Origin of the sequence: Bradyrhizobium sp. SZCCHNR1093 (assembly GCF_032381175.1) — a bacterium.
GTDB lineage: Bacteria > Pseudomonadota > Alphaproteobacteria > Rhizobiales > Xanthobacteraceae > Bradyrhizobium.
Genome location: NZ_JAUHJJ010000004.1, coordinates 679582 through 702112, shown reverse-complemented (window position 1 = coordinate 702112; position 22531 = coordinate 679582). Strand labels below are relative to the sequence as shown.

The window sequence follows — 22531 nt, the reverse complement described above, 5'->3', positions numbered from 1 at the left end:
GCCCCGCGTTGACCGTTTCTTTCGAATGCCCATCGCAACCTCCTCATCGAGTGTTGCGACGACCAATTGAATCCACCACCCGGCCTTCCCCGCGCGATGGTTTTAACGCTTATACGCGATCTCCCCGGGGACCGGGCTGTCTTGCCCCCGTCATCTCGCGCGATGCGTTGAGCACCGACACGAGACTTAGCGCCAGCGTCGGGGCGCCAGGACCACGCGACTTCGCCGTCCGTGACGGATCGCTCGTCCGCGCGAACTTTCGTCCGCGCACGGCCCGCCACGTCCACCGCATTCCTGCCCTACGCAACTGGACGATCCGGAAGCGCCCCTCGGCCGGACAGGAACAAAAAGAGAACATAAACTGATTTGCGTCGTTTGGCAAGCGTGGCGTGTCGCGGACATCGCCGGGTGGGGCGGACCATGCAATTCGAGTTCGATTGGGATCCGGCCAAGGCAGAGAGCAATCTGCGCAAGCATGGCGTTGCCTTTGAGCGGGCGATGAGCATCTTCAGCGATCCGTTGGCGCTCTCGCGTCTCGATGACGGATCTGGCGCAGGCGAGGAACGATGGGTTACGATGGGACGCAATATTGCGCACGAGCTACTGCTGGTCGTGCATACGTACACGGAGCTATCGGCAGACCGCGCAGCGATCCGCATCATTTCTGTCCGTCGCCCGACCCGGCGCGAAATCCGCTCCTACGAGAATGGGTGATCCGATGAAGGATGAATACGATTTCTCGAACGCCGAACGCGGCAAGTTCTTTCGCAAGGGCGCGCGAATGCTGCCTCCGGTGCATCTCGAGCCTGATGTGCTCGATCACCTGACCGGGCTGGCCAGCGCGCGGGGCGTATCGTTGACCGAATTGGTCAACACGCTTCTCAAGGAGGATATTGAGCGGATCGAGGCTGCGAAATAGCTCTTTGGGAGCTTCTGCGAGCACCTCGTGATGCCTTCGCGACCAGACTTCCGCGACACGGTTCGGGCGCGCGCGGACCGTGATCCGGCGTTCGCGAGGCGTTGTTCCAGGAAGCCGTGAGTGCGCTGCTGCGCGGAGAGGCCGATGACGGCCGCGCCGGCCTGCGTGCGTAAATCGACGCAACGATCGGCTTCGAGGCGTTGAGCAACGCGCTCGGGCGGCCGTCGAAGAGCCTGATGCGCATGTTAGGGCCATCCGGCAATCCCACGGCCGAGAACCTGCTTGGCGTGATCGGCGTGTTGCAGGCAGAGACAGGCGTGCAGCTCGACGTGCGCGTCGTGGCCGCGGAGTGAGTTACTGGCGCGCGGATCAACAAGATCACAGCTGCTCTCAACCAATGAAGAACGAATACGACTTCTCGAACGCCGAGTGCGGCTCGTCGTTGGACGAACTGGTCGCGACGCTCCTCAAGGAGGAGATCGCGCGGATCAAGGCGGCGAAATAGATATCAGGAGCGCCGCCGCCGCTGATCTTGGCAATAGCCGAGGGCCGTCCGTCGCAGGCGACTGCGGCGGATGAGGCTATCTCCGCCGTTGCTGTTGGCACGGATATCGCGAGCTTCAATCGGGCGCATACGCGTCCGGGTCGGGACTGCTGCTGGGCGACTTGAACGCGGCGCGTAAGGGGGCCGGCATCGGGTAGTTGAAGTTGATCCCGGTCGGCGGCACGGGTGACTCGAACCACTTCTTGTAGAGCGCCTCGATGGCGGGGCTCTGATAGAGCTCGGCCGTGACGCGATCGGCGATGGCCTTGAACGGCGCATCGTCCTTGCGCAGCATGATGCCGAAAGGTTCGGGCTTGGAGAATGCGTCGCTGCTGATCATGTACGCCGCCGGGTCCTTCGACCGCGCGATGGCGACCGCGAGCTGGACGTCATCGAGCACATAGGCCTGAGCCCGGTCGGTCTCCAGCATCAGGAACGCTTCGGCCTGGTCCTTGGCCGGCACGATGTTGATGCCGAGCTTGCGTTCGACATTGACCTTGTTCAGCTGTGCGATGTTGGTCGATCCAGCGATCGCGACGGCCGTCTTTCCCCTGAGGTCGTCGATCGTCTGGAGCGAGAGCGACTTCTTGGCCGCAAAGCGTGTGGCGCTGAGAAAGTGCGTATTGGCAAAGGTCACGAGTTTCTGGCGTTCGGCGTTGTTGGTAGTGGAGGCGCACAAGAGGTCGATCGTGCCATTCGTCATCAGCGGTATGCGATTGGATGACGTCACCGGAACGGTTTCGATCGTGAGGTTAGGAAGCCCAAGCTCCTTTTTGACCGCATCCGCGATCCGGGCGCAGATGTCGAGCGCGTAGCCCACCGGCTTCTGGTTGCCGTCGAGATAGCTGAACGGCACCGACGATTCCTGGAAGCCGATCGATATCCTGTTCGTCTCCTTGACCTTCTGGAGCGTGCCCGTCAGTTCCTCGGCGCCGGCGGCGTTTGCAGCGAGCGCTGCCGTCAGCAGAAGTCCCCAAATGCGCATCAAAGCCTCTCCTCGCAGCAATCCTCTTTGCGCGTGCAGCGTTGCACGCGCAGCGGCGATGCAGCCTCGCTGCGTCCGGCCTGGATGAAAAGGGATAAAACCGCCTTCTTTCTCATTCCTGGAGGTGATGGATCGCCGCGCCGGGCGTCGTCGCCGGGTTCACCTGCCCTGTCTAACCTTCGAGTTGACGGCCGAAATCGCAGGTCTGGCGCGCCAGATCCGCTACGGCGGCCGCGAAGGCCGAGGGTCTGTCGTTGCGATACATGGCCGCATAGGGCACGGCCGGCAGCGTCGGCTTGACCGGCAGGATGACCAGCTTCTTCTGCTCGAAGAGAGGACGAAAACAGCGTTGCGGAAGATAGCTGATGCCGAGGCCGGCCACGGCGAGCCCGACCAGCGCAGTCAGATTGTCGACCGAGATGGCGCGCTTGAAGGAGACGCCGTTGGCCGCGAGCCATTTGTTGACGAAGAGGCCGGAGCCCGAGCGACGGCCCTGCATCAGAATCGTATGATGACCAAGCTCGTCGAAATCGAGGCTCCGGCGCGTTCTGACCAGGCCGGGGCGCGCCGTCCACACGTTCTGCACTTCGGCAAGCCGCAGCGACGTCACCTCCGGGTCAGAGAAGACGTCCGGGATGACGACGAGATCGAGGCTGCCCTCGATCAGCCGATCGTAGAGGCTTCGGGAGGTTTCGACTTCAGGCTCGATCATCACCGCCGGATGGGCTTCGCGAATGGCCGAAACCAGACGCGGCAGCCATGTCAGCGCTGACAGCTCCGTCGCCCCAAGCCGCAGACGGCGCGCCGGTGACTGCCGGCCGTCCTTCAACTCCAGGATCTGGTCCTGCAACGCCAACATCTGTCGGCCAAGAGCAAGGATCTGCTCGCCACGTTCGGTCAGACGAGCCCCGCGCTGGCTGCGATCGAACAGCGGAACGCGCGCTGAGGCCTCGAGCTCCTGGATGCGCTTCGAGATCGCCGATTGCGTCGTGTTCAGCTTGGCTGCGGCGCGTTCGAACGTGCCGAGCTCCGCGATCCAGTTCAAAGCTTCTAGCTGCTTCAGGGTGACCATGTTCGCATTCAAAAAAGAGATGGATCGATATCTCCATTTATCGGTTTTCTGAATTCAAGACGAGTCCTACACCGCCGAGGCGGGGCGCCATCGAGCGACGCTCTGGACTGTGCAAGACGGGGAGCGAGAATGGGTGAGGGACAAGCGCAGCCTGGTGCGCCGATCGATGCGGCGGTCGTCGCCGCGTTCAAGAGCGTTTCCACGGCCGTGATCAGCGACAACCTTCAGCGGTTGCCTGGTGCAGCCAGTCTACGGCCATTCTATACGGGCTCGCCGATGGCCGGGATCGCGCTGACCGTGAATACGGCGCCGGGGGATAATCTCTTCATTCATCGCGCGCTCGATCTTATTACGCCTGGCGACGTCCTCGTCGTCAATGGCGGCGGCAACGAGACGCGGGCATTGGTCGGCGAGATCATCGCCGCCATCGCGAGGGAACGCGGCGCGGCCGGGATTGTCGTCGACGGTGCGATCAGGGATTCCGGCGTGCTGATGAATTCCGACTTCCCCGTGTTCGCGCGTGCGGTCAATCACCGTGGCCCCTACAAGAACGGTCCGGGTACGATCAACGTGCCGGTGTCGATTGGCGGCATGATCGTCACGCCAGGCGATATCGTGGTTGCCGACGCCGACGGAGTGGTCGCTTTCGCGCCGGCGATCGCATCCGAACTGCTCGAGTCCGCCCGCGCGCAGGAGCAGCGTGAAGCCGAAATCCTGGCGAGCATCCGCGCGGGGCGCTATGGCGGTGCCTACGCAAAATAGGCGTCTATTGCGGTCATCCGTACGAGCCTTGGCGGTATGCGGACCTCGTCCTTGTCGTCCCGGATGTCGTTTCGCTCATCCGGGCTACTTGCATGCCAACGGCACCCCGCTCAGCAATACCCATACACGCCGCAGGCATAAGGCAGGCGGAACATGTAGTTGGTGTAGCCTTCGCCGCCGTAATAGGGGCCCTGGTAGTCGTAGGAGAAGGCGCGGCCGTAATAGCCGGGCAGCTCCTGGCGGCCGAACAGCAGCGGCGTCGAGGGCCACATCGGGGAGATCAGCGAGTCCTGGTCCCTGACGACGACGACCGTCGGCGGCGGCGCTCTCACGGCGCGGCGGGCCTTGATGTGCACGATCTTGTCGTGGACGGCCGGCAGGTCGGCTGCGAGCACGACGCCGTTCGCCGCGATGGCCGCCAGCAGCATCATGATCACCAACGTTCGCATCCTGCTCTCCTCGACTTCTGTTCGGGTGGCGTCGGCGCTTCGCGATACATCCACCGCTGCTTTCACGCGGGTCCGGAAGGCGATTCCACGGGCGGCAGGATGAGCCGGGTATGGTTAACGAAATCCTTCCGGCATCCGACAGTTGGCTGCAATCATCCGTAGAAGGACGGGCATTTTCAGCTTTTGTTAAGTTCTGCGGGTGCAAGCTTACTGCTGCCGGCGATTTTGAAGGTCGGCCGAATGCAGCCCGGCCGCTGCGTCCGGGCGCGAAAATCTCTGCTGCATTTCATCAGAGTCTCAGACCAGAAGGTTTCGAGCATGTCGGTGATCATGTTTTCGGCGTCGGCGCGCCAAAATCTCCAATCACGGACCGGCTCAGTCAACGCTGAACTCGCTGCCATCGACGAGGGCGCCGCAGGACTGCAGGCGCTGTCGGCAAGCCGGCTGATCGCGGCCTCCGCGCTGCCTCTGGCCCGCCAGATGCACGCGCGCCTGTTGCAGCTGATGAGATGATCACCTGGAGTTAACGAGGGCGCGGTCCGAGAAGCCGGCAACGGCCCGGCCGTGGGACGAAGGAGAGCGCGGAAGCCCAGGGGGCCGCCCGCGCTCTCTTTGTTTTCGGGGCCGCTTGCTGTCTCAGCCGTCAGTTACTCGTCATGCGCGGGCTTGTCCCGCCTGCGGGGCCGAAGCCCCTTCGGCGCGGCGACGGCCCGCGCATCCACGTCGTCATTGCCGGGGCGAAGACGTGGATGGCCGGGACAAGCCCGGCCATGACGTGGTGAGAGATGCGCTCGTCACGCCGCACGCCGATGCGCGGCGCGATCCGTAGAGCGAAACGCGCCTTACGCGCTCAGCGCCTGCTCGAGGTCGGCGATCAGGTCTTCCTTGTCCTCGATGCCGACGGAGATGCGGACGATGTCGGGGCCGGCGCCGGCCTTGATCTTGGCGGCGTCGTCGAGCTGGCTGTGCGTGGTCGAGGCCGGGTGGATCACCAGCGAGCGGGTGTCGCCGACATTGGCGAGATGCGAGAACAGCTTCAGGTTCGACACCAGCTTGACGCCGGCGTCGTAGCCGCCCTTGAGCGAGAAGGTGAACACGGCGCCGGCGCCCTTCGGGCAGTATTTGCGCGCCAGCGTATAATACTTGTCCTCGGGCAGGCCGGCGTAGTTCACCGAGGCGACCGCCGGATGGCGGTTGAGAAATTCTGCGACCGCCTTGGCGTTGTCGCAATGCTTCTGCATGCGCAGCGGCAGGGTCTCGATGCCGGTCAGGATCATGAAGGCGTTGAACGGCGACAGCGCCGGTCCGAGATCACGCAAGCCCAGCACGCGGCAGGCGATGGCGAAGGCGAAATTGCCGAACGTCTCGTGGAGCCGGATGCCGTGATATTCGGGTCGCGGCTGCGTCAGCATCGGATATTTGTCGCCGCTGCCGGCCCAGTCGAAGGTGCCGGCATCGACGATGACACCGCCGATCGAGTTGCCGTGGCCGCCCAAGAACTTGGTCAGCGAGTGCAGCACGATGTCGGCGCCGTGATCGATCGGGCGGATCAGATAGGGCGAGGCCAGCGTGTTGTCGACGATCAGCGGCACGCCCGCCTTGCGCGCCACCTGCGCGACCGCCTCGATGTCGGTGATGGTGCCGCCGGGATTGGCGATCGACTCGATGAATACAGCCTTGGTGCGTGGGCTCACCGCCGCCTCGAAGCTCGCGACGTCATCGGTGTCGGCCCACACCACGTTCCAGCCAAAGCTCTTGAACGCATGCGTGAACTGGTTGATCGAGCCGCCATAGAGTTTTCGCGCGGCGATGAACTCGTCGCCGGGGGACAGCAGCTGCTGCAGCGCCACGACCTGCGCGGCATGGCCAGAGGCCACGGCCAGCGCGGCGGTGCCGCCCTCGAGAGCTGCGACGCGCTCCTCGAGCACGGCGTTGGTGGGGTTGCCGATGCGGGTATAGATGTTGCCGAACGCCTGCAGCCCGAACAGCGAGGCGGCGTGGTCGGCATCGTTGAACACGAACGACGTGGTCTGATAGATCGGCGTCGCCCGCGCGCCGGTGGTGGGATCAGGCTGGGCGCCGGCGTGAACGGCGAGGGTGGCAAATCCCGGGGCACGGTCGGTCATGATGTTTCCTCTTGGCTTGATCCCTCGCGCAGCGGCGCCGGCTGATGCAGGGATCGATGATGGGAGACGGTGTCGATAGCGCGCCGTCGTGCGCCTCCGCGTCATCCCGGCGGAGGACATTTGCCACCGGGCAAGATGCCGTCAAGGCTGGCGGCGATAATCAGTCGGATTTGAAATGCGTTGCTGTGTCGCGCCGTCGTCGCGACACGATCCTTTCGCAGATGCGTCAGGAGGGATCGCTTCTGTCCTTCGCGGCGCGGTCGGCCGCTGCCGTCGTGCCGCCGCCGACGCTGGTGCGGTTTAGCGACAGCCGCATGCCCTGGGTCGGGATCGGCGCGCGCTTGGCGCTGATGGTGCGCGAGTTGACACCCATCCAGGAGATCTCCGACGACAGCCGGCCATATTCGATCTTGGGGCAGCGATTCATGACGACCTTCAGCCCAGCGGCCTCGGCCTTTTCGGCCGCCGCATCGTCACGCGCGCCGAGCTGCATCCAGATCACCTTCGGCAAGGGCTGCAGCTTCAGCGCCTCGTCGACCACGGGCATGATGTGCTGCGAGCTGCGGAAGATGTCGACCATGTCGATGGGACGGCCGATGTCGGCGAGCGAGGCGACGAACGGCCGGCCCATCAGGCTCTTGCCGACATGGCCGGGATTGACCGGGATCATGTCGTAGCCGCGCTGCACCAGATATTTGAAGGCGAAGAAGCTCGGCCTGATCTCGGACGGCGAGGCGCCGACCATCGCGATGACCTTCACGCCGTTGAGGATGCCGCGGATGTAGTCGTCGGGATAGGTGTCGTGATTCATGGGGGCACGTTTCTATTAGTTATATCGGGCATCGTCATTCCGGGGCGCCCGAAGGGCGAACCCGGAATCCCGAGCTGAGTTCAGCAATCTCGAGATTCCGGGTTCGATGCTTCGCATCGCCCCGGAATGACGAAGTTATTGATGCCGTCATTGCGAGGGAGCCAACGGGTCCGCGCGAACGCGCGGCCCGATGACAGGCTCCGCGACGAAGCAATCCAGGGGCTCGGGTGGAACTCTGGATTGCGTCCGCCTTCGCCTTGCAGGCTTCGGCCGACACGCCGCTGCGCTCGCAATGACGGAGGAGAGAGCGGCGGGCGTCACTCATCCCGCCAGGTCGGAGTCCGCTTCTCGATGAAGGCGCCGATGCCTTCTTCCGCGTCGCGGGCGAGCATGTTCTGCGTCATCACCTCTGCCGCATAACGATAGGCGTCGGCAAGGCTCATCTCAGCCTGGCGGTAGAATGCTTCCTTGCCGAGCTTGATTGTATAGGCGGATTTGCGCGCCACTTGTTGTGCCAGCGCAATCGCCGCGTCGCGTTCCGTTCCGGCTGCGACCACGCGGTTGACGAGGCCGATGTCGCGGGCGCGTTCCGCCGGAACCGGCTCGCCGGTCAGCAGCATCTCCATCGCCTGCTTGCGGGGCACGTTGCGCGACAAGGCCACCATCGGCGTCGAGCAGAACAGGCCGATGTCGACGCCGGGCGTCGCGAACGACGCGCGCTCGGAGGCGACGGCGAGATCGCAGCTGGCGACCAGCTGGCAGCCGGCTGCGGTGGCGATGCCCTGCACGGAGGCGACGACGGGTTTCGGCAGATGCACGATGGCCTGCATCATCGCGCTGCAGGCGTTCATGAGCTTGGCGAAGAAGGCGCGGCCGCGATCGGCATCGCTGCGACGGGCGGTGAGCTCCTTGAGGTCATGGCCGGCGCAGAACGCCGGGCCGTTGGCCGCGATCACCACGGCGCGCACGGCCTTGTCGGCACCGATCTCGGCCAGGGCCTGATGCAGCTCCGCGATCAGCGGCTCCGACAGGCTGTTACGCTGCGCCGGGCGGTTCAGCGTCAGCACGACAACGGGGCCGACCATCTCGCGCATAAGGATCGGCGCGTCGGCAGCATTGGCGAGGGCAGGGGCGGACATTGCGATTTCCGGTTGGCGATTTCCGTTTGGGCGCTGGATCGCGGCTAATGTAACAGAAGGCAACGCGACAGAGCAGGGGGAGACATGACGGCGAAGATGAGCATCGCGGAACTCGAAGCGTTCCTGCACGCGGAATTTCCCCAGGCCTTCCGCACCGGCGGCGACATCAGCATCGAGAGCGCCGACGGCCGGAGCTGCCGGATGCGCCAGCGCTTCAACGAGCGCATGCTGCGTCCCGGCGGCACGGTCTCCGGGCCCACCCTGATGGCGCTGGCCGACTTCGCGATGTACGTGGTGCTGCTGTCGGCGATCGGCCCGGTCGGTCTTGCCGTGACCACGAATCTCAACATCAACTTCCTGCGCAAGGGCGCGGCCGGCGCCGACGTGCTGGCCGAGGCGCGGCTGCTCAAGCTCGGCAAGCGGCTGGCGGTCGGCGAAGTCACGCTATTGTCAGGGGAATCGCCTGATCCGATCGCCCACGTCACGGCCACCTATTCCATTCCGAATGCGTGAGGTTTTCGAGGGTATTATTGCACCATATTTATAACCTCATGTTTTCGTTGGCGTAATTTTGCGCCGATGGCGTTGACGAATGCGGGGCGCTTCTCTAGAAGCTGCGACCAGTCCGGCGCGTCATCCGCGCCGCATTCTCCCTGTCACGGATATCTCTCATGAAAACCTTTTCGGCAAAGCCGGCCGAGGTCCAGAAGAAGTGGGTCGTGATCGACGCCAAGGGTCTGGTCGTCGGCCGTCTCGCTACGCTGGTCGCCATGCGGCTGCGCGGCAAGCACCTCCCGATCTACACGCCGCACGTCGACTGCGGCGACAACGTCATCATCGTCAATGCCGCGCACGCCGTCCTGACCGGCCGCAAGCGCGAGCAGAAGGTGTACTACAAGCACACCGGCTATGTCGGTCACGTCAAGGAGCGCACCGCGCGCCAGATCCTCGAGGGTCGCTTCCCCGAGCGCGTGATCGAGAAGGCCATCGAGCGCATGATCCCGCGCGGGCCGCTCGGCCGCGTGCAGATGGGCAATCTGCGTGTCTATGGCGGACCCGATCATCCGCACGAGGCGCAGAACCCCGAGAAGATCGACATCGCCAAGTTGAACCGCAAGAACACGAGGGCCGCATAAGATGGCCGAAAGCATCCAGTCTCTCGATCAGCTGTCGCAGCTCAAGGGCGCCGTCACGGCTCCGGACGCTCCGAAGTATGAGAAGAAGGTCGACAAGTTCGGCCGCGCCTATGCCACCGGCAAGCGCAAGGACGCGGTCGCCCGCGTCTGGATCAAGCCGGGCTCCGGCAAGGTCACCGTCAACACCCGCGACATCGAGGTCTACTTCGCTCGTCCGGTGCTGCGCATGATGATCGAGCAGCCGATGGTCGTCGCCGCCCGCAAGGGCCAGTACGACGTGATCTGCACGGTCGCCGGCGGCGGCCTGTCCGGCCAGGCCGGTGCGGTCCGTCACGGCCTGTCCAAGGCGCTGACGAATTTCGAGCCGGAGCTGCGCGGCGTCCTCAAGAAGGGCGGCTTCCTGACCCGCGACTCGCGCGTCGTCGAGCGTAAGAAGTACGGCAAGGCCAAGGCCCGCCGCTCCTTCCAGTTCTCGAAGCGCTGATCTCCTGGCTCCGGCTCCGTCCGGATCCATCAGCTTCAAATACGAACGGGCGCCCTCGCGGGCGCCCGTTTTGCTTTGCGTGAAGCCTGTGCGGATCAGGCGCTGGCGCGGCGCGCCGTCAGCCATTGGTTCGGTGCCAGCGGCTTCGACACCACGCGGACCTCGCCGATGCTGCCGATGAAGCCGTCCGCCGGTGAGCGATCCCACCAGCCGCAGCCGAGTGCCCAGGGCTGGCTCGCCGCAACGCTCGCGAGGCCGTTGCCGCCGATGACGCTGCGCACGACCGGCGCGCCCTCGATGTAGAGCACGGTCGAATTGTCCTTGGGATCGTTGACGATCGCGAGGTGGTACCAGGTGTTCAGCATGATCTCGCCGGACCAGTCGGTCTGCGGCTGCTGGGTCGAACTCGACGGCACGATCTCCCACTGCACCTCGCGCAGGTTCGAGATCGCAAACAGGATCGGCGGCGATTCCGGGTCGCCGCCGGCATAGCCGGGCAGCCAGCCGCGGTTGCCGAAGCGGGTGAGGATGTTGCACCAGGCGTGGTCGCTGGCTTTCCAGTTCGGATCGATCTTGATGAAGGCTTCGACGGTATAGCCGGATGCGAACGTTGCCGCGTTGATCGGCGCGTTGGCCGCGGTCGTGAACCAGCTGAAGCGGCCGGCGCCCTGCTTGGTCGTGTTGAGGAACTGCATGCTGCCCGGCGCCGAGGACAGGCGATGCTTGTCGGCGGTGAAGGCGACGTCAGCGACCTGGGCGGCGCCCGTGAGCGAGGCGCGCTGCATCGGGTTGGCGGCGGTGAGGTCCGGCAGTGCAGTGCCGGCGGCCACCGCCTTGCCGATCGCCGACGAGGCGATCCGCCAATGCGCAACCGTCTCGGCGATCAGCGGATAGTCCTGCTCGTTCGCCGGCGGCACCACCACCGGCTCGGGTGCCTCGGTGTAGTTGGCGTAGAGATCCTGCTTGACGCGCGGCAGGATCGGCGTGCCGGCGAAGGCCGGCAGATGGCAGAAATTGGTGAAGCGGGCGAAGCGGCGGCGGAAGTCGATGGGAATGGTGAACTCGTGATTGTCCTCGGTCAGCCAGGCGCGGTCGAACTGCTTGAGGCTGTCCTTCGGCTTCGCGACCACCCACGGTGAGAACGAGGCGACATCGATCTTGTTGCGGGTGAAGTCGAACTCGTAGAGCCGCATCAGGCCGTTGCCGCCCTGATAGGCCATCTGATAGTCGACCACCATCTGGTGGACCGGATTGTGGAAGTCGTTGATCTTCGTCAGCAGCGCGCCGCCATGATAGTGGCCGTTGAGGGTCATGAAGATCTGGTCGTTGCTGCGGATCAGCTTGTCCCAGAGATACTGGCCGTAGGCGACCTCAAGCGGGCTCGTGCCGTCATTGGCGATGTTGAGCAACTGGTGATTGGCGAGGATGACCGGCAGCATCGGATGGCGCGCGATCATGCTGCGCGCCCAGGCGATGGCATCATCCGAGGCGCGCCAGGACAGCGACAGCACCATGAAGCTGACGCCACAGGCGTGGAACACATGCGCCTCGTGCCAGCCGCTCGGATGCCGCTCCAGGAAGGTCCGCTGCTTCGCCGCGCGGCTGGTCGGAAACCATGAGAGATAGGGCTCGGATGAACCGCGCTGCGCATCGGTGCCCACGCTCTGGCTTGCCGCGCTTTCGAACTCCAGCGCCGACAGTACGTCGTGATTGCCGGCGAGCACCGAATAGGGCCGGCCGGCGTTCTCGAGCAGCTTCATCGCGGCGTCGGCGACCGCCCATTGCTGCGGATGCTTGGACTGGTCGACGACGTCGCCGAGATGGATGGTGAACGGGATGTGATACTTCGCGGCGTTGTCGACGATGAACTGCGTCTGCGCCGGATAGGGCGTGCTGCCATATTGGCGCTGATAGGACTGGCCTTCCTCGGACGTCGCATAGCGCGAGTAGAACTGCGTATCGGGGAGGACGGCGAGCGCGAAGCTGGTGGTGACGTGATGGTGGTGATGATGCATGCGCCAATGCGCGTGCGCCGCCTGGCCGGGCAGCAGGCTGGCGCCGAGGCCGAGCGCCGAAACGCCCATCGCGTTGCGCAGCAGCGTGCGGCGGTCCACGCCCTGCACCGGCTCCGGACCGCGCGACGGATGATGGCCTGCGGCCGGCTTGTTGTTCGATGAATCGTCGTCGAAAGACATCGTCGTCCCCACCTCGAGCGGCGGATCGCGCCGCGGTCGGGACGTGTTAGGGAGAGATGATCTCAAATTTGAGAAGGTTTCTTATCGTTTCGATGAGTGTTCGCCGCAGGACGGGAAACCATTGATTCCGCACGCGGGGGCGCACAACTATCAATGAAGGGGTGTGTGCCGTGTGCAATCTGGGCGGGCGGTCGCGCGGATTGCCTCGGCATTTTTGAATCCTGTTTGCAGATTTCTTGCGCAGCAATTTGTTGACGAGTTGCGCCGGGCTTTTCGAGAAAACTTGGCATCCCAGGCAAACCTCTTTCCAACAAACCGCCCGCTAGGTTGATCGCGATAAGGCCGCGCTAACCCTGAATTCCCGCGCCGCCGCAGCAACCGAGGTGATCGATGGCGCTTGATAGCATGACGCTCGACATCGTAGCGACCATGGTCGCGGCGCTGCTTGGCGCCATGTTGCTCCATTTCGGTCGACAGGAGAACACGCCGGCGCTGCGCTGGTGGGGGGCGGCCTATATTCTCGGCGCCGTCGCGATCGCGCTGTGGACGTTGATCGGCGAGCTCTATGGTGAGGTGGTGTCGCTGTTCCTGAGCTCCATCGGTCTGATCGCCACCGCCATGGTGTGGAATGCCGCGCGCGTGTTCCACGGCAAGCCGCCGAGCGTGCTTGGGCTCGTGCTCGGCGCGACGGTCTGGATCGCCAGCGGCATGCTGCTCGATGCGTCGGCGCAGGCGCTGCGGCTGACGATCGGCGCCGCGATCGTCGTGATCTACGCCATGCTGACCGCGGCCGAGCTGTGGCAGGAGCGGCGGCGGACCTTGCACAAGCGCTGGCCGGCGCTGATCGTGCCGGTGATGCACGGCTTCGTCCTGATGCTGCCGATCCTGCTCGGCAACATGCTGCGCGATTCCGACGGCGCCTTCGCCGCGGCCTGGGTCACGATCTTCTCGATCGAGCTCGTGCTCTATGCGGTCGGCACCGTGTTCGTGATCTTCATGCTGGTGTCCGAGCGCATCGTCAGCGCCCACAAGCGTGCGGCGACCACCGACCCGCTGACGGGCCTGCTCAACCGCCGCGGCTTTGCCGAGTCCTCCGCGCAGCTCATCGAGCGCGAGGCGCGCGAGCAGCGCCCAGTCAGCGTGCTGATCTTCGACATCGATCATTTCAAGTCGATCAACGACCGCTTCGGCCACGCCGAGGGCGACGAGGTCCTGAAGCTGTTCGCAAACGTCGTGGTCAACAATCTGCGCCTCACCGATCTCTCGGGGCGGATCGGTGGCGAGGAGTTCGCAGCACTTTTGCCCTGTTCGATCGAAGAGGCCATGGTCGCCGCCGAGCGTGTCCGTGAGGCGTTCGCGGCCTCCGGCGTGGTGTGCGAGGACAAGCCGGTCGACACCACCGTCAGCATCGGTGTCGCCGGCGGGCCGGGCGGGACCGATCTCGACGTGCTGCTCGCGGCCGCCGATACCGCCCTCTACAAGGCCAAGCGTTCCGGGCGCAACCGGGTCGAAGCGTCGGCGGAGCTGCCACTGTCGCTCGACCGCTACCGCCGCCAGCGCGCCGCTGCCAGCCTACCGCAGTCGGGACAGGCGGTGTTGTCCAGCTGAGGCGCGGCTTTCGCTCTCCCGAGGTCTGGGCTAGACAAGCGGCCCACACCAGGGGAGGCCGACAGAACATGATCACGGAAATCGCCCAGATCGACGTCAAGCCGGGCACGGAGAAGGATTTCGAGGCCGCGGTCGCGAAAGCACGCGCTGCTTTCGGCCGCTCCAAGGGCTTTCACGGCTTCGAGCTGCACAAATCGATCGAGAAGCCGCAGCGCTACCGCCTGATGGTGAAGTGGGAGACGCTCGAAAACCACACGGTCGATTTCCGCGGCTCGGAGAACTTCACCGAATGGCGCGGCCTGGTCGGGCAGTATTTTGCCAATCCTCCGGATGTCGAGCACACCGAGACGGTGCTGACTTCGGCCGGCTGAGGCCGCGCCAGCGCTGCTCGCCGCGGAACACCATCATGACGCATGACGATCTGGTCGAAGCCTACGCTGCCGCCGGACGGCACTACCATGATCTTCGCCACGTCCGGGACTGCCTGGCCCAGCTCGATCGCGTCGCGGATCTCAGCGTCCGCGACCGCGAGATCCTGACCCTCGCGATCTGGTGGCACGACGTCGTGTATGATCCCACGCGCTCCGACAATGAGGAGCAGAGCGCCATCCTTGCCGAGCGTCACGTCGCGCCCGAGCTGCGCGACGAGGTCGGACGCCTGATCCCGCTGACCCGGACGCACGACGTCGCGCCCGGCGATCGGCTGGGCGCGCTGCTCGTCTCGATCGATCTCGCCATTCTCGGCACCGATGAGGCCGGCTACGACGCCTATGCGGATGCGATCCGGCGCGAATATGCGCACGTGCCGGACGACGCCTACCGCGCCGGGCGCGCGGCCGTGCTGGAGCGGTTCGCGGGGCGCCCCGTGATCTATCCGGATGCGGGCTTTGCCGCTGCCCTCGACCAGAAGGCGCGGGCCAACCTCGCGCGCGAGCTGAGCGATCTTCGATCATAGGCAGGATCAGCTCAGGCATTTCGAGCGGCCGCATCGCTGCGGCAATGCAGCCTGCGCAGCATCGCATGAGCGAATGTGGCTTGTCTTTTGCTGCGGCTCGACATGCAATGAGATGACATGCGCGTCGCCATGGCGTGCTCCTCATTTTCTGGAACTCCGTCATGCCGATCATCAACCGCGCCGCCGAGCTGGCGGAAGACGCCAAGGTCTGGCGCCGCGATTTCCACCAGCATCCCGAGCTGCTCTACGAGGTGCATCGGACGGCCGCGCGTGTCGCCGAGCTGCTGGCCTCGTTCGGTGTCGACGAGGTCGTCAGCGGTATCGGCAGGACCGGCGTCGTCGGCGTCATCCGCGGGCGCGAGCCGTCGCAGCGTGTGATCGGCCTGCGTGCCGACATGGACGCGCTGCCGCTGCAGGAGATCAGCGACATCCCGCACAAGTCCACGATTCCGGGCCGGATGCACGCCTGCGGCCATGACGGCCACACCGCGATGCTGCTGGGCGCGGCGCGCTATCTCGCCGAGACGCGCAACTTCGCCGGCACGGCCATCGTCATCTTTCAGCCGGCCGAGGAGGGCGGGGCCGGTGGCCGTGCCATGGTCGAGGACGGCCTGATGGAGCGCTTCGGCATCGAGGAGGTCTACGGCCTGCACAACGCGCCGGGCCTGCCGCTCGGAACGGTCGCGACGCGCACCGGCGCCGTGATGGCCGCCGCCGACACCTTCGAGGTGCGCCTGAAGGGCCTCGGCGGCCATGCCGCGCGGCCGAACAAATGCGTCGATCCGATCATCGCCGGCGCGCAGATCGTGACCGCGCTGCAGACGATCGTGGCGCGCAACGTCGATCCGGTCGAAAGCGCGGTGCTGTCGATCACGCGCTTTCACGCGGGGACGACCGCCGACAACATCATTCCGCAGACCGCAATCATCGGCGGCACCGTGCGCACGCTCGACGAGGACATCCGCCGCTTGATGGACGAGCGCTTCAAGGGCCTCGTGACGGCGCTCGCGAGCGGGATGGGCGTCGAGGCGGAGATCGACTATGAATGGGGCTATCCGGTCGTCATCAATCACGCGGAGCAGACCGCGTTCGCAGCCGACGTGGCGCGCAGCGTCGTCGGGCCGGAAAAGGTCATCACCGATATGCCGCCCCGGCTCGGCGGCGAGGATTTCGCCTACATGCTGCAGGCGCGGCCCGGCGCGTTCGTCTTCATGGGCATCGGCGATGGGGCCGGCGTGCATCACCCCGAGTATGATTTCAACGACGACGTGATCCCGCACGGGATCAGCTATTGGGCCAAGCTCGTCGAGACCGCGATGCCCGCCGGCTGACCGGGCTCTGACCGGGCCTCAGATCGCGGCCGCGGCGTCCTCGGTGCGGCGGTCGCTCTTGAAATAGTCGATCATGACCTTGGCGATCGCCATCAGCGGCAGCGCCAGGGTCAGGCCCCAGACGCCGAACACGATGCCGAGCAGGATCTGGAACGCAAACAGCGTGGCCGGCGGGATGTCCAGCGCCTGGCGCTGGATCAGCGGCGTCAGCACGTAGCTCTCCATCGCGTGCACGCCGAGGAACAGCACGAAGGCGCTGACCGCCGCGACCCAGCCGGAGGCAAGGCTCGCCAGCACCACGATGACGCCGGCGATGATCGCGCCAACGGTCGGAATGAACGCCAACAGGCCGGCCTGGATCCCGAGGATGAACGAGCTCTGCACGCCGATGATGGCGAGGCCGATCCAGGTGACGAGGAAGACCGCGAACATCGTCGTGATCTGGGCGATCAGCCAGCGCTCCAGCGTGTAGCTGATGCGGTCCACGATCACGGTGGCCTGGTCGCGGTACTTCGCCGGCGCCAGGAAAAGCAATCCGCTGCGGTAGACGGCCGGCTGGGCCGCGAAGGCGAGTCCCAGGAACAGGACGATGAAGAAGTTGCCGACGGCGCTGACGGTGCCCAGCAGCAGCTTGAAGGTCTGGCTGACGATGGCGCCGCCGGAGGAGGCCAGCGCGCTCGGCGAGGGCAGGCCGCCCGGCAGGCCATGGGACGGCGTCTGGGTCGGTGTGGTCGAGCCGCCGTCAGGAGCTGATGTGGCCGTGCTCGCGGCGTTGAAGTCGAAGAAGCTGGTGTCGATGCCGTTGCGGTCGAGGAAGCCCTTGATGTTGCCGAGCTGCGACTTGATCGTATCGCTCAGCACCTTGGCCTGGTCCGCGATGGTGGTGCCGCCGAGGAAGACGATGCCGACGAGCACGGCCGCGAGCGCCAAGCAGACGATGACGAGCCGCGCCGGATGCGGCCAGGGCAGCACGCGGCCGAGCAGGCTGGTCATCGCGTTGAGCGCAACGCCGAGCAGCATGCCCGCGAACAGCAGGAAGATCGCAGCCGCGTAATACCAGGTGAAGGCCATGCCGGCCATGAACAGGGCTACCCCGATGCCGCCCACGGCAATGGCCCAGGCCAGGTCGCTGCGGGCCTGGAGGCGTGGGTCGGCGGGGGCGGTCATGAGGCATCCTCTGTGCTGATCGGCCCCCACACATTGGCGAAAACGGCTGGCGGATCAAGCGCAGGCTTGGGGAAGTGGGGCGCTGCAGGACGCTTGCGGGGGTGTCCGGAATTGGCATTGGGGACCCGCGTGGCCATATGTTGATCCTGCCGTGCGACGCAGGCATGATTTGTGCCTGCCGGACTGGCGGATGCGGCAGCCGAAGGCCGGACAAAAGGGAGAGAAACGAAAGCAATGAAACGTCCGGTGGTCGGCGTGATCGGCAACAGCCATCGCGTCGAGAATAGGTTCACCGTGCAGATGGTGGGCGAGCGCAACCTGAGCGCCGTGGCCGAGGTCGCGGGCGCGCTGCCGCTGATGTTTGCCGGCGTTCCCGAGATCACCGACATCGCCGCGCTGCTCGATGTCGTCGATGGCGTGGTGCTGACCGGCGCCCGCGCCAATGTGCATCCGACCCGCTTCAATACCGAGCCGAGCCTCAAGCACGAGCCCTACGACATCCACCGCGACGAGGTCGCGCTGCAGTTGTCGGAGGCCTGCGTCTCCAGAGGCATCCCGCTGTTTGGCATCTGCCGCGGCCTGCAGGAGATGAACGTCGCCTTCGGCGGCTCGCTGCATCCGGAGATCCGCGAGATTCCCGGCCGCATGAACCATCGCATGCCCCGGCTGGAGAATGGTGAGATCCATCCCGATCCGACCGTCATCTTCGCCGATCGCCACGAGGTCAAGCTGACGCCGGGCGGCGCCTTCGCCGGCATCCTCGGCTGCGACATTATCAAGGTCAATTCGCTGCATGGTCAAGGCATCCTGGAGCCGGGCGACCGCGTCGTGATCGAGGGCATCGCCGAGGACGGCACCATCGAGGCCATTCGCATCGCCGACGCGCCGAGCTTTGCGCTGGGCGTGCAATGGCACGCCGAATATGACCCGCAGAAGAACCCGATCAATCGCAAGCTATTCGAGGCGTTTGGGGCGGCGGTGAGGAAGCGGCAACTGTCCTCCTGAAGGCCGGGACTGAACCGGATTTCCGGCGCGGCAGACGAAGCTGCAGAGACGCCTCATCGTGAGCTCGTCACAAGGAAGCCCGGATGCGCCACGTCCTGACTGCTGCAGCTCTGCTCCTCGCCGCTCCGGCCTTCGCCCAGACCGCGCTGCCCATTGAAGGACCGATCACCTGCACGCTGCCCGTGGCGGCGACCGACACCGTGAAGAGTCTCAAGCAGCGCTACGGCGATGAGGCCGTGGTTCAGGATCTCCCCGGCGCCGAAGGCGAGACCTATAAGGGCCTCGTGCTGTTTCCGCGGGCGCTGGACCGGCGCATCGATGTCGCCTTCATCGACGACAAGATCGCGACGGTGTCCGGGCTGACCTTGCGCGACACGGCCAAGACCAGCCGCTGGAGCGTTGTGGGCATCACCATCGGCGCGAGCCTCGCCGCGGTCCAGAAGGCCAACGGCAAGCCGTTCGTCGTCTCAGGCTTCGGCTGGGACTATGGCGGCTTCGTCACCGACTTCAAGAACGGCGCGCTGGGACGCATCCTGCCGGGCGGCTGCTCGGTCACCGTGCGCTTCGGCAGGGACAAGGACCCACCGCGAGCGCTCTCGGGCGATGGCGTGAAGGTGTCGTCCGACAATCCGGCGCTCGTCAAATTCGCGCCCGTCGTCACGGAGATCGGCATCAATTTCGCCGCGAAGTGATGGCTTCATAGTCGCAGGACTGACCGGGATGAGCATGCGCCGAACGAGCTTGTTGTTGATGCTTCTGGCTGCGCCGGCGTGGGCACAGACCGCGCCGCCTGCCGATGGGCCGATCACCTGCACCTCGCCGGTGTCGGTCACGGACTCCGCCAAGAGCCTGATGCAGCGCTACGGCCAGGAGGCGGTGACAGACGACCAGTTGTTCACCGGGGTGGAGGACATCACTTATCAAGGCGTCGTGCTGTCGCCAAAAGCGCCGGACCGGCGTATCGAGATCGGCTTTGCTGACGAGACGATGCAGCGGGTGTCACGTCTCACCTTGATCGACTCCAAGACGAGTCACTGGAATGTTGCCGGCGTGACGCTCGGCTCGACCTTGGCCGAGGTGCAGAAGATCAATGGCAGGCCGTTTCTGATCCGCGAGTTCTTCACCGATGGTGGCGGCTTCGTTGTCGACTGGAAAGGCGGCACGCTGAGCCGTCCTTTGCCGGGTGGATGCTCCGTCAGCGTTCGCTTCGGCAGTGACGACCACGAGGGAAATCCGATCGGTGATCGCATCGCATCCGACAAGGCGGAGTTGTGCAAATGGGGACCGGTGGTCGAGCAGATCGTGGTGAGCTTTCCCGAGAAATAGCGGCTGAGTTGCGCCCTCGGGCCTCATGGTTCGAGACGGCGCGCGCACTTCTGTCGGATGATCTCATTGACTCACGGGCGCTCCTCACCACGAGGAGAAACCGCGGCCTTGCGCGCGACCTCCATCTCCTCATCCTTAAGGAGCTTGGCGATAGCCAAGCGTCTCGAAGGACGAGTCCCGTTGGATCATCGCAGATGAGCAGCCACCAACAAAAGGCGCCCGGTGAAGGGCGCTGGGGGCAGGGGTGGTGCGGCAAGATCTCCATCAGGAAAGCTTGCCGCATTTCTCGATAGCCACGACAACGCAGCGCTCGTCAATGGGCGCCGGTCGCAGGCGCGTCCGGCGGATTCTCCGAGAGTGGCCGTCTCCTACGGCCAAGCCCAATCCGTACAGCTCGTCCCGCGCGTGGCGAGAGCGCGGCTGCGATCAGGGCTTTGCGAGATGCCAGGCGTTGTTCAGGAAGCCGTCGCCTGTGATGTCGCCGGGCTTCTGATCCTTGGCGAAGGTGTAGAGCGGCTTGCCCTTGTAAGCCCACTGCCTGGAGCCGTCGTCCCGGGTGATGATGGTGTAGTTGGCGTCGGCCTTGTCGCTGGCTTCGGCTTTCAGGACCGGCCAGTTGGTCGCGCAGGGACCGTTGCAGGCTGATTTGCCGTCGACGTCCTTGTCGAACGTGTAGAGCGTCATGCCCTTGTTGTCGGTGAGGATGTCGCCCTTCGTGCTGCTGCCGCTCTTGGTTGGAGGCGCCGCGCTGGCGGACGAGATCGCCGCGAGTGAGATTGCGGCGGTCAGGAAGAGGCGCGAGATCGAAAGCTTGGTCATTCGAAATCTCCCAATGCATGTGGATCACAGGGATAGAAACTCATTCCGGCCCGATCTATTCCTTGCGCCTGTCCCTATTCGTCATTGGGCGGAATGTCGTACCGCCGTTCTGGCGCTCATGCCGGCCTTGGCATTCGCCAGCACGGCACTGCGACACCAACGAAAAGGGCGCCCCGCAAGGGGCGCCCTGGTGTCGTCATCCGCCGATCTTATCGGGCCTTAGCCCGAGTAGTACATGTCGAACTCGACCGGGTGCGGGGTCATTTCGAAGCGCTCGACCTCGGTCATCTTCAGCGCGATGTAGCTGTCGATGAAGTCGTCGTCGAACACGCCGCCGGCCTTCAGGAAGGCGCGGTCCTTGTCGAGGTTCTCGAGCGCCTCACGGAGCGAGCCGCAGACGGTCGGGATCTGCTTCAGCTCTTCCTTCGGCAGGTCGTAGAGGTCCTTGTCCATCGCCGGGCCCGGATCGAGCTTGTTCTTGATGCCGTCGAGACCGGCCATCAGCATCGCGGCAAAGCCGAGATAGGGGTTGGCGAGCGGATCGGGGAAACGGACCTCGACGCGCTTGGCCTTCGGCGAGGAGGTGTAGGGGATGCGGCAGGACGCCGAGCGGTTGCGCGCGGAGTAGGCGAGCAGCACCGGCGCCTCATAGCCCGGGACCAGACGCTTGTAGGAGTTGGTCGACGGGTTGGTGAAGGCGTTGATGGCCTTGGCGTGCTTGATGATGCCGGCGATGTAGGACAGGCAGGTCTCCGACAGGTCGGAATACTTGTTGCCCGCGAACACCGGCTTGCCGTCCTTCCAGATCGACTGGTGGACGTGCATGCCCGAACCGTTGTCGCCATAGACCGGCTTCGGCATGAAGGTGGCGGTCTTGCCGTAGATGTGCGCGACCTGGTGGATGCAGTACTTGTAGATCTGCATCTGGTCGGCCATCAGGGTCAGCGTGTCGAACTTCATGCCGAGCTCGTGCTGGGCGGAAGCGACCTCGTGGTGGTGCTTCTCGACCTTGACGCCCATGCGGGCCATGGCGCCGAGCATCTCCGAGCGCATGTCCTGCACCGAGTCCTGCGGCGGCACCGGGAAGTAGCCGGCCTTGGTGCGGATGCGGTGGCCGAGATTGCCGCCCTCATACTCGGTGTCGGAATTGGTCGGCAGCTCCGAGGAGTCGAGGCGGAAGCCGGTGTTGTAGGGCGAGGAGCTGTAGCGCACGTCGTCGAACACGAAGAACTCGGCTTCGGGACCGACGAACACGCTGTCGCCCACGCCCATCGACTTCACCATCGCCTCGGCCTTCTTGGCGATGCCGCGGGGATCACGGTTGTACGGCTCGCCGGTGGTCGGCTCGAGCACGTCGCAGGTGATGATCATGGTCGTTTCGGCGAAGAACGGATCGATCGTCGCGGTCACCGGGTCGGGCATCAGGCACATGTCGGATTCATTGATCGCCTTCCAGCCGGCGATCGAGGAGCCGTCGAACATCGTGCCTTCGGCAAAAATGTCTTCGTCGATCATGCTGACGTCGAAGGTGACGTGCTGCCACTTGCCCCGCGGGTCGGTGAAGCGGAGGTCGACGTATTTGACGTCGTTGTCTTTGATTGCTTTCAAGACGTCCTTGGCGGTCTTCATGAATACCCCTCTTGGCTTATAACGTCACGGCCCGGCGCGGGACGGCGTCCGCGGGTCATGCTCCATAGC

Annotated in this window: 25 protein-coding genes; 15 read left to right on the top strand and 10 right to left on the bottom strand. The window is 64.9% G+C overall.

Annotated elements, in window-relative coordinates:
- Positions 1-420 precede the first annotated feature (420 nt).
- The 3 genes from QX070_RS17855 to QX070_RS17845 all read left to right on the top strand — a co-directional run bounded on the left by QX070_RS17855 (position 421) and on the right by QX070_RS17845 (position 1272).
- Positions 421-714: a BrnT family toxin gene (locus QX070_RS17855; RefSeq protein ID WP_315738306.1), complete on the top strand. Its 294-nt coding sequence runs from the start codon at positions 421-423 to the stop codon at positions 712-714.
- 4 nt (positions 715-718) lie between these two features.
- A complete protein-coding gene (locus QX070_RS17850; protein ID WP_315738305.1) occupies positions 719-919 on the top strand; it encodes a hypothetical protein in 201 nt (66 codons plus the stop codon).
- Positions 920-1119: 200 nt separating this feature from the next.
- Positions 1120-1272 carry a hypothetical protein gene (locus tag QX070_RS17845; protein WP_315738304.1) on the top strand — a complete coding sequence of 51 codons (153 nt, stop codon included), beginning with the start codon at positions 1120-1122 and terminating at the stop codon, positions 1270-1272.
- A 267-nt stretch (positions 1273-1539) separates the two neighbouring features.
- Here QX070_RS17845 and QX070_RS17840 read toward each other — a convergent pair whose 3' ends face one another.
- Complete coding sequence (locus QX070_RS17840) at positions 1540-2448, bottom strand: amino acid ABC transporter substrate-binding protein (protein WP_315738303.1); 909 nt, start codon at positions 2446-2448, stop codon at positions 1540-1542.
- A 172-nt stretch (positions 2449-2620) separates the two neighbouring features.
- The gene (locus tag QX070_RS17835) at positions 2621-3520 is read right to left on the bottom strand and encodes a LysR family transcriptional regulator (RefSeq protein WP_315738302.1); all 900 of its coding nucleotides are present in this window, start codon (positions 3518-3520) and stop codon (positions 2621-2623) included.
- A gap of 129 nt (positions 3521-3649) precedes the next feature.
- Here QX070_RS17835 and QX070_RS17830 point away from each other — a divergent pair, with 129 nt between their 5' ends.
- Positions 3650-4282, top strand: coding sequence for an RraA family protein (locus QX070_RS17830; RefSeq protein WP_315738301.1), 633 nt, complete (start codon positions 3650-3652; stop codon positions 4280-4282).
- A 110-nt stretch (positions 4283-4392) separates the two neighbouring features.
- Here the strand turns inward: QX070_RS17830 and QX070_RS17825 are convergent, their stop codons facing one another.
- The gene (locus QX070_RS17825) at positions 4393-4731 is read right to left on the bottom strand and encodes a hypothetical protein (RefSeq protein WP_315738300.1); all 339 of its coding nucleotides are present in this window, start codon (positions 4729-4731) and stop codon (positions 4393-4395) included.
- Between the two features lie 318 nt (positions 4732-5049).
- Between QX070_RS17825 and QX070_RS17820 the strand changes: the two genes are divergently transcribed.
- On the top strand, positions 5050-5244 hold the full coding sequence (locus tag QX070_RS17820; protein WP_315738299.1) for a hypothetical protein: 195 nt from the start codon (positions 5050-5052) through the stop codon (positions 5242-5244).
- Positions 5245-5573: 329 nt separating this feature from the next.
- Here the strand turns inward: QX070_RS17820 and QX070_RS17815 are convergent, their stop codons facing one another.
- The 3 genes from QX070_RS17815 to QX070_RS17805 all read right to left on the bottom strand — a co-directional run bounded on the left by QX070_RS17815 (position 5574) and on the right by QX070_RS17805 (position 8807).
- The gene (locus QX070_RS17815; protein ID WP_315738298.1) at positions 5574-6857 is read right to left on the bottom strand and encodes an O-acetylhomoserine aminocarboxypropyltransferase; all 1284 of its coding nucleotides are present in this window, start codon (positions 6855-6857) and stop codon (positions 5574-5576) included.
- Positions 6858-7083: 226 nt separating this feature from the next.
- A complete protein-coding gene (locus QX070_RS17810) occupies positions 7084-7668 on the bottom strand; it encodes a CoA-binding protein (RefSeq protein ID WP_315738297.1) in 585 nt (194 codons plus the stop codon).
- A 317-nt stretch (positions 7669-7985) separates the two neighbouring features.
- Entirely contained in the window at positions 7986-8807 is an 822-nt protein-coding gene (locus tag QX070_RS17805) for an enoyl-CoA hydratase (protein WP_315738296.1), read from the bottom strand.
- A gap of 84 nt (positions 8808-8891) precedes the next feature.
- On the opposite strand from QX070_RS17805, the gene QX070_RS17800 reads away from it, so the two are divergent.
- The 3 genes from QX070_RS17800 to rpsI all read left to right on the top strand — a co-directional run bounded on the left by QX070_RS17800 (position 8892) and on the right by rpsI (position 10427).
- Positions 8892-9320 carry a PaaI family thioesterase gene (locus QX070_RS17800; protein WP_315738295.1) on the top strand — a complete coding sequence of 143 codons (429 nt, stop codon included), beginning with the start codon at positions 8892-8894 and terminating at the stop codon, positions 9318-9320.
- Positions 9321-9478: 158 nt separating this feature from the next.
- Entirely contained in the window at positions 9479-9943 is a 465-nt protein-coding gene (rplM, locus tag QX070_RS17795) for a 50S ribosomal protein L13 (RefSeq protein ID WP_315711511.1), read from the top strand.
- 1 nt (position 9944) lies between these two features.
- Positions 9945-10427: a 30S ribosomal protein S9 gene (gene rpsI, locus QX070_RS17790; RefSeq protein ID WP_172109671.1), complete on the top strand. Its 483-nt coding sequence runs from the start codon at positions 9945-9947 to the stop codon at positions 10425-10427.
- A 95-nt stretch (positions 10428-10522) separates the two neighbouring features.
- Here the strand turns inward: rpsI and QX070_RS17785 are convergent, their stop codons facing one another.
- On the bottom strand, positions 10523-12622 hold the full coding sequence (locus QX070_RS17785) for a LamG-like jellyroll fold domain-containing protein (RefSeq protein ID WP_315738294.1): 2100 nt from the start codon (positions 12620-12622) through the stop codon (positions 10523-10525).
- A gap of 390 nt (positions 12623-13012) precedes the next feature.
- Here QX070_RS17785 and QX070_RS17780 point away from each other — a divergent pair, with 390 nt between their 5' ends.
- The 4 genes from QX070_RS17780 to QX070_RS17765 all read left to right on the top strand — a co-directional run bounded on the left by QX070_RS17780 (position 13013) and on the right by QX070_RS17765 (position 16516).
- The gene (locus QX070_RS17780; RefSeq protein WP_315738293.1) at positions 13013-14230 is read left to right on the top strand and encodes a GGDEF domain-containing protein; all 1218 of its coding nucleotides are present in this window, start codon (positions 13013-13015) and stop codon (positions 14228-14230) included.
- A 68-nt stretch (positions 14231-14298) separates the two neighbouring features.
- Positions 14299-14601: an antibiotic biosynthesis monooxygenase family protein gene (locus tag QX070_RS17775; protein ID WP_315711517.1), complete on the top strand. Its 303-nt coding sequence runs from the start codon at positions 14299-14301 to the stop codon at positions 14599-14601.
- Positions 14602-14636: 35 nt separating this feature from the next.
- A complete protein-coding gene (locus tag QX070_RS17770; protein ID WP_315738292.1) occupies positions 14637-15185 on the top strand; it encodes a phosphohydrolase in 549 nt (182 codons plus the stop codon).
- A 161-nt stretch (positions 15186-15346) separates the two neighbouring features.
- Positions 15347-16516 carry a M20 aminoacylase family protein gene (locus tag QX070_RS17765; RefSeq protein WP_315738291.1) on the top strand — a complete coding sequence of 390 codons (1170 nt, stop codon included), beginning with the start codon at positions 15347-15349 and terminating at the stop codon, positions 16514-16516.
- An 18-nt stretch (positions 16517-16534) separates the two neighbouring features.
- On the opposite strand, the gene QX070_RS17760 is transcribed toward QX070_RS17765, so the two are convergent.
- Complete coding sequence (locus QX070_RS17760; protein WP_315738290.1) at positions 16535-17683, bottom strand: AI-2E family transporter; 1149 nt, start codon at positions 17681-17683, stop codon at positions 16535-16537.
- A gap of 234 nt (positions 17684-17917) precedes the next feature.
- Between QX070_RS17760 and QX070_RS17755 the strand changes: the two genes are divergently transcribed.
- The 3 genes from QX070_RS17755 (at position 17918) to QX070_RS17745 (ending at position 20014) form a co-directional block, all read left to right on the top strand.
- Complete coding sequence (locus QX070_RS17755; protein WP_315738289.1) at positions 17918-18688, top strand: gamma-glutamyl-gamma-aminobutyrate hydrolase family protein; 771 nt, start codon at positions 17918-17920, stop codon at positions 18686-18688.
- A gap of 83 nt (positions 18689-18771) precedes the next feature.
- Positions 18772-19380: a hypothetical protein gene (locus tag QX070_RS17750; RefSeq protein ID WP_315738288.1), complete on the top strand. Its 609-nt coding sequence runs from the start codon at positions 18772-18774 to the stop codon at positions 19378-19380.
- A gap of 34 nt (positions 19381-19414) precedes the next feature.
- A complete protein-coding gene (locus QX070_RS17745; RefSeq protein ID WP_315738321.1) occupies positions 19415-20014 on the top strand; it encodes a hypothetical protein in 600 nt (199 codons plus the stop codon).
- 426 nt (positions 20015-20440) lie between these two features.
- On the opposite strand, the gene QX070_RS17740 is transcribed toward QX070_RS17745, so the two are convergent.
- Positions 20441-20833: a hypothetical protein gene (locus QX070_RS17740; protein WP_315738287.1), complete on the bottom strand. Its 393-nt coding sequence runs from the start codon at positions 20831-20833 to the stop codon at positions 20441-20443.
- 219 nt (positions 20834-21052) lie between these two features.
- The gene (gene glnA, locus QX070_RS17735; RefSeq protein WP_315738286.1) at positions 21053-22462 is read right to left on the bottom strand and encodes a type I glutamate--ammonia ligase; all 1410 of its coding nucleotides are present in this window, start codon (positions 22460-22462) and stop codon (positions 21053-21055) included.
- Positions 22463-22531: the final 69 nt, after the last annotated feature.